Source organism: Ornithinicoccus halotolerans (genome assembly GCF_009602535.1).
Taxonomy (GTDB): Bacteria; Actinomycetota; Actinomycetes; order Actinomycetales; family Dermatophilaceae; genus Ornithinicoccus; species Ornithinicoccus halotolerans.
In genome coordinates, this window is sequence record NZ_WIQI01000135.1 from 1 (window position 1) to 5,853 (window position 5,853).

6 protein-coding genes are annotated in these 5,853 nt (G+C 76.3%); 3 read left to right on the forward strand and 3 right to left on the reverse strand.

Annotated elements, in window-relative coordinates:
* On the reverse strand, window positions 1-1,008 hold a 1,008-nt coding region (locus tag GFJ45_RS14635; protein ID WP_194288698.1), incomplete at its 3' end, for an NAD(P)/FAD-dependent oxidoreductase.
* Between the two features lie 82 nt (window positions 1,009-1,090).
* On the opposite strand from GFJ45_RS14635, the gene GFJ45_RS14640 reads away from it, so the two are divergent.
* Complete coding sequence (locus GFJ45_RS14640; protein WP_153398501.1) at window positions 1,091-1,681, forward strand: helix-turn-helix domain-containing protein; 591 nt, start codon at window positions 1,091-1,093, stop codon at window positions 1,679-1,681.
* On the opposite strand, the gene GFJ45_RS14645 is transcribed toward GFJ45_RS14640, so the two are convergent.
* A complete protein-coding gene (locus tag GFJ45_RS14645) occupies window positions 1,617-3,803 on the reverse strand; it encodes a HelD family protein (protein WP_153398502.1) in 2,187 nt (728 codons plus the stop codon). The two genes, GFJ45_RS14640 and GFJ45_RS14645, sit on opposite strands and share 65 nt — an antisense overlap.
* Window positions 3,804-4,056: 253 nt before the next feature.
* On the opposite strand from GFJ45_RS14645, the gene GFJ45_RS14650 reads away from it, so the two are divergent.
* A complete protein-coding gene (locus tag GFJ45_RS14650; RefSeq protein ID WP_153398504.1) occupies window positions 4,057-4,680 on the forward strand; it encodes a ClpP family protease in 624 nt (207 codons plus the stop codon).
* Window positions 4,677-5,282: a ClpP family protease gene (locus GFJ45_RS14655; protein ID WP_153398506.1), complete on the forward strand. Its 606-nt coding sequence runs from the start codon at window positions 4,677-4,679 to the stop codon at window positions 5,280-5,282. Before GFJ45_RS14650 ends, GFJ45_RS14655 begins: the two co-directional genes overlap by 4 nt.
* 45 nt (window positions 5,283-5,327) lie before the next feature.
* Here the strand turns inward: GFJ45_RS14655 and GFJ45_RS14660 are convergent, their stop codons facing one another.
* A complete protein-coding gene (locus GFJ45_RS14660) occupies window positions 5,328-5,672 on the reverse strand; it encodes a helix-turn-helix domain-containing protein (protein ID WP_153398508.1) in 345 nt (114 codons plus the stop codon).
* Window positions 5,673-5,853: the final 181 nt, after the last annotated feature.

The window sequence follows — 5,853 nt, forward strand, 5'->3', positions numbered from 1 at the left end:
GAACGCCCGCAGCACGTCGGGCAGCGCGCGCCGGGCGCGGAGACTGAGGTCGGTGGACTTGCGCTCCCAGAGGTCCGCCATCACCAGGTCCATGTTGATCTGCCCGGCCGCGACGGCCCCCGCGGCCGCAGCGGGCCCCACCGCGGCGGACAGGTCGGTCACGTTGCCCGCGGCCCAGATGCCGGGGACGTCGGTGCGCCCGGTCTGGTCGGCGGGCACGTGCTCGCCCATACCGGAGGGGTGCGGCACCACCGTGAGCCCCAGCCCGGCGACCACGTCCGCGCGGGCCACCATCCGGGGTGCCACCGCGACCGCCTCGCAGGGCAGCAGCGAGCCGTCGGCCAGCCGCAGCCCGGCGAGGGACTCCCCGTCGGTCCCCACGGCCGCGACCTCGGCCTCGACCACGCGGATGCCGCGGGCGGCCAGCTGCTCAGCCTGCTCCGCAGCGGGTGCGGCGTTGGTGTGGGTCACGTAGGTGAGGTCGGCACTCCACTGCCGGAACAGCAGCGCCTGGTGCACCGACATCGCGCTGGCGCCCAGCACCACGATCGGCCGGTCGCGCACCTCCCAGCCGTGGCAGTACGGGCAGTGCAGGACCTGCTGGCCCCACCGCTGCCGCAGCCCCGGCACGTCAGGCAGCTCGTCCACTAGCCCGGTCGCCAGCAGGATCCGGCGCGCCCGGACCACCCCGCCGCCGGCCAGCTCGACCGTGAACCCGTCGCCCTCCCGGTGGGCGGCCACCACCTGACCGGTCACCACCTCGCCGCCGTAGCCGCGGACCTCGGCCCGCCCGCGGGCTAGCAGCTCCGCCGGTGGGATCCCGTCGTGCCCCAGCAGGCCGTGCACCCCCGCGGCGGGGGTGTTGCGCGGCTGCCCGGCATCGACCACCAGCACCGAGCGACGCGCGCGGGCGAGCGTCAGCGCCCCGCTCAGCCCGGCGGCCCCGCCGCCGACCACCACCACGTCGTAGTCGTCCCTCAGCTCCCGGTCCGTCTGCTCGTTGGCCATCCTGACCACCTCCTCGCCCTGAGAATGCGCGCAACCGCGAGCGCTGCGCAAACCTCGTTGCCGATATGGCAAACTGCACGGCATGGCGGACGACGACCTGGGCCAGGCCCTGTCCGGAGTCGGCTCCCGGCTCCGGCAGCTGCGCCAGCAGCAGGAGATGACGCTGGCCGGGCTGGCCGCTGCGACCGGCATCTCGGTGAGCACCCTCTCCCGGCTCGAGTCGGGCAGCCGGCGCCCCACCCTGGAGCTGCTGCTGCCGCTGGCCCGGGCGCACGGCGTGACGCTCGACGAGCTCGTCGACGCGCCACCCACGGGCGATCCGCGGGTGCACCTGAAGCCGGTCACCCGGCACGGGATGACGATGCTGCCGCTGACCCGGCGACCGGGTGGGATCCAGGCCTACAAGCTCGTCCTGCGCCCGGACCCGCGGCACCGCGAGCCGCGGCCGCAGACGCACGAGGGCTACGAGTGGCTGTACGTGCTGAACGGCCGGCTGCGCGTCCTGCTCGCCGAGCACGACCTGGTGCTCGCCCCCGGCGAGGCGGCCGAGTTCGACACCCGCACCCCGCACTGGTTCGGGCCTGCCGGTGACGAGCCGGTGGAGTTCCTCAGCCTGTTCGGCTCCCAGGGTGAGCGCGCCCACCTGCGAGCCCGCCCGCGCGCCCGGGAGTGAGCGGGTCACCGGTGCGGACCAGCGCCTCCGGGAGCGGCCGCTCGTGCACCACGGTCAGGTCGCTGACCGCGCGGGTCAGCACCACGTAGAGGCGGCGCAGCCCGGTCCGCTCGTCCGGCTCGGCGGCGGCCATGGCCGCCGGCTCCACGGCCACGACGTGGTCGAACTCCAGGCCCTTGGCCAGCGTCGCAGGCACCAGCTGGACCTGCCGCGGCAGGCCCGTTCCGGCGTCCTTCCCCGCGTCCGCGTGCTCCTCACGCCCGGTCACGTCGTGCTGCACCCCGCGAGCGCTGAGCGCGGCGGCCAGCCTGCCCACGTCGCCGTCGGCCACGATGACGCCGACCGAGCCGGGCACGCTCGCGGCCCGCTCCACCTGCGTCACCACCGCGGCCGGCAGCTCGCCGGGCGCGGCCGCGACCAGCTCCAGCCGGCCGGGGTTGCTCCGCACCGACACCGGTGTCCCCAGGCCGGGGGCCATGTGCGGCAACAGCTGGGCCGCGAAGTCCAGCACCGCCGCCGGGACCCGGAACCCCCGGTCCAGCACCTCCAGGTGCGCATCCAGTGCCCCGAGATGGGCCAGGCTCTGCTCCCACGAGTCGCTGGCCCAGGGCGTGGTCCCCTGCGCCAGGTCACCCAGCACCGTCAGCGACCCGGTCGCGGCCCGGCGCCCCACCGCGCGCAGCTGCATCGCCGACAGGTCCTGCGCCTCGTCGAGCACCACGTGCCCGAGGCTGGGCGTCCGAGCGATGAGGTCGGCCACCTCGTCCAGCAGCACCAGGTCCGCCGCCGACCAGCGCGCCGAGCCCTTCCCCCGCGGCGGCCTCGGCCACACCATCGGCCGCTGGTCCTCGGCGAGGTGCGCGCCGGTGGCGAGCACCTCGAACAGCACCTGCCGCGGGTCCAGCGGCGGCCACAGCGACCGCACGTAGGCGCGCACCGGCGCCGACCGGGCGACCGCGTCGTGCACCCGGTCGTCGACAGCGTCACCGGACCGCTCCAGCTGCACCAGCACCGCGTGCGCCAGTCGCTGCGGCAGCATCGCCCGGGCCGCCTCGTACCGCACGCCGCGGCTGCGCAGCTCGTCCAGGATCTGCTGCACCTGGGATGCCGACACTCGCCAGCGGCGCGACCCGCGCGGCACCACGAGCGCCTCCTCGGCCCGGCCGACGTGGGACCAGACCGCCTCCCGCAGCACCGTGGCCATCCGCGCCTCTCCCTTGAGCACGGCCACCGCCGGGGAGTCCACCGCCCGCACCCGCACCCCCTCGCGGGCGACCAGCTCGTCGATGGTGGTGTGGCGCACCGTCACCTCGCCCAGCGCCGGCAGCACCGCGCCGACGTGCTCCAGGAACGCCCGGTTCGGCCCGACCACCAGCACCCCCGAGCGCGCCAGCCGCTGCCGGTGCGCGTAGAGCAGCCACGCCGCCCGGTGCAGCCCCACGGCGGTCTTCCCCGTGCCCGGTGCCCCCTGCACGCAGACCGTGGTGGCCAGGTCGGCGCGCACGATCTCGTCCTGCTCCGGCTGGATGGTGGCCACGATGTCGCGCATCGGCCCGACCCGGGGACGCTCGATCTCCCGCGCCAGCAGCGCGCTGGGCGCACTCGCCCCGGGCCCCTGGGTCGCGGCGGGCGCGCCCCCGTCGAGCAGCTCGTCCTCGAACGCGGTGAGCTGGCCACCCTCCACGCCGAACCGGCGCCGCCGCCACAGCCCCATCGGCCGGGACGGCGAGGCCCGGTAGAACGGCGTGGCGACCTCGGCGCGCCAGTCGATGATCACCGGGTCGCCGCCCTCGTCGGTCACGTGGCGCCGGCCGATGTACAGCCGCTCCCCCGCCCCGCCGGCTGCCGCGGCGTCGGTCCGTCCGAAGAACAGCGTGGTCCCCGGGTCGTCCAGCAGCGCCTGCGCCCGGCGCCACAGCGTCGCGGACAGCGCCTCCCCGGCGAGCGCGTCGCCGCCGCTGGCCTGCAGCGACAGCGTGTGCTCGCGCATCCGGACCAGCTCGGCCCGCGCCCGGGCCAGGTGCGCCTGCTCGGCGCGCAGAGCTGCGGCGGCGCCGCCCGTCGCGGCATCGCCCTCGGGTTCGGGGGCAGGGGTCGACGACGAGACCGCGGGGGCAGGCATGGCACACCTCGGGCAGGCGAGAGACGGGAGAAGGTGCACAGTAGCCGCTACCGGTTGCGCGGACCAGACCCCTGCGGGCGGCGCCGGCCCGGGAGGGTGCGGGGACCGACCCCACCGCCCGCCGTTGTGCGCCATGGACTCCGGCGAGGGCCCGCGCGGGCGCCAGGCTGGGTGACGTCACGCTGCTGATGGCAGCGCTGCTCACGGCAGCGCGCGCTTCCGCGGCGGCCGGGAGCGGCCGAGGCTGGGGCCCATGAACGCTGAGACGACCGACCCGGGGCTGGCCCTGGACCAGGAGCTGCTGCGGCGGCTGCTCGAGCGGCGCACCCTGGTGCTGACCGGCCCGCTGGAGGACCGCAACGCCGACCGGCTCTGCCAGGCGCTGCTGCTGCTGGCCGCCGACGACCCGGACGCCGACATCCGGCTGCTGATCAGCTCCCCCGGCGGGTCGGTGCCCGGGATGCTGGCGATCCGGGACTGCATGCGCACCGTCCCCAACGACGTCGTGACGGTGAACGTGGCGATGGCCTACAGCGCGGGGCAGTTCCTGCTCTCGGCCGGGACCCGGGGCCGGCGGCTGACGATGCCGCACGCCAAGGTGCTGCTGCACCAGGGGTCGGCCGGGATCGGCGGCACCGCGATGGACATCGCGATCCAGGCCGACGACCTGCGGCACACCCGCGACACGGTGCTGGGGCTGATCGCCGAGGACACCGGGCAGCCGGTGGCCAGGGTGGAGGAGGACTCCCGGCGCGACCGGTGGTTCACCGCGGAGCAGGCGGTGGGCTACGGGTTCGTCGACGAGGTCGTGACCTCCCTGGAGCAGGTGGTGCCCGGCCGGGCGCGGACGATCGGGCTGGGAGGGGTGGACCGGTGAGCAGCTACCCCATCCCCTACGTCACCACCCGCACCGACCGGGGCGAGCGGACCGTCGACATCTACAGCCGGTTGCTGGCCGACCGGATCGTCTACCTGGGCACCGCCGTCGACGACGGGGTCGCCAACACCGTCATCGCCCAGCTGCTGCACCTGGAGAGCGAGAACCCGGACGCGCCGGTCGCCCTCTACATCAACTCCGCCGGCGGGTCGATCCCGGCCACGCTGGCGATCTACGACGCGATGCAGTTCATCCGGCCCTCGGTGCAGACCATCTGCGTGGGGCAGGCGGTGGCGACGGCGGCGCTGCTGCTGGCCGGGGGCGCGCCGGGCCACCGCAGCATCCTGGCGCACGGGCGGGTCGTGATCCACGCCCCGGCGGCCGAGGGCCGCGGGGCGGTGCCGGACCTGATCCTGGAGGCCGAGGAGGTGGAACGGGTACGCGCGATGCAGGAGGAGCTGCTCGCCGCGCACACCGGCCGCACCCCCGCACAGGTGCGCACCGACACCGAGCGGGAGCTGATCCTGCCGGCCGCGGCCGCCGTCGACTACGGGGTGGTCGACGCGGTCGTCACCAGCCGGCCGGAGCAGGCGGCGGCGTAGCCGCGTCGACTGCCCGCACTGGCGGGCGGCGGCCGTGGGCAGGGCTCAGGCGGCGAGACCGAGCGCGGAGACGGTGGGACCGCCGACACGGCCGGCCGCGGCCGGGGCCAGGTGGACGGCGGCCCGCCGGGTGAGGTCGAGGACCGTCAGGTCCAGCGAGCCGGCGACCGCCGCGAGCACCTCGGAGGAGGGGTCCTTGCGGCCGCGCTCGAGCTCGGAGAGGTACTGCGGGGACACCCCGGCCCGCGCGGCCACGTCGACGATCCGCTGCCCGCGGGCCCGCCGCTCGCGACGCAGCTGCCGGCCGAGCGCCTCCCGCCACAGCGGCTCGGGGCCGCCCCGGCCGCTACCGCGTCGTCGGGCCGGGAGCCGCAGCACCTGGTGCTCCATAGCGTCAACGTAGTCGCGTGGGCGCGAGGGCGGGAGGCCGTTCGCTCACGGCGCACCGGCCGCACCGACGGCGTCGGTGTGCGCGGCGAGGAAGTCCGTCCAGGAGCGGCGCCCCACCGCGCGCTCGGGGGCCAGGTTGGCTCCCTCGCGGTAGGCGCGCGCGGCCCGGCCCGGCAGCGGC

Excerpts from the sequence above, each read along its gene's own strand:
- GFJ45_RS14660 (WP_153398508.1), bottom strand. The coding sequence starts at position 5,672 with ATGGAGCACCAGGTGCTGCGGCTCCCGGCCCGACGACGCGGTAGCGGC.
- GFJ45_RS14650 (WP_153398504.1), top strand. The coding sequence starts at position 4,057 with ATGAACGCTGAGACGACCGACCCGGGGCTGGCCCTGGACCAGGAGCTG.
- GFJ45_RS14645 (WP_153398502.1), bottom strand. The coding sequence starts at position 3,803 with ATGCCTGCCCCCGCGGTCTCGTCGTCGACCCCTGCCCCCGAACCCGAG.
- GFJ45_RS14640 (WP_153398501.1), top strand. The coding sequence starts at position 1,091 with ATGGCGGACGACGACCTGGGCCAGGCCCTGTCCGGAGTCGGCTCCCGG.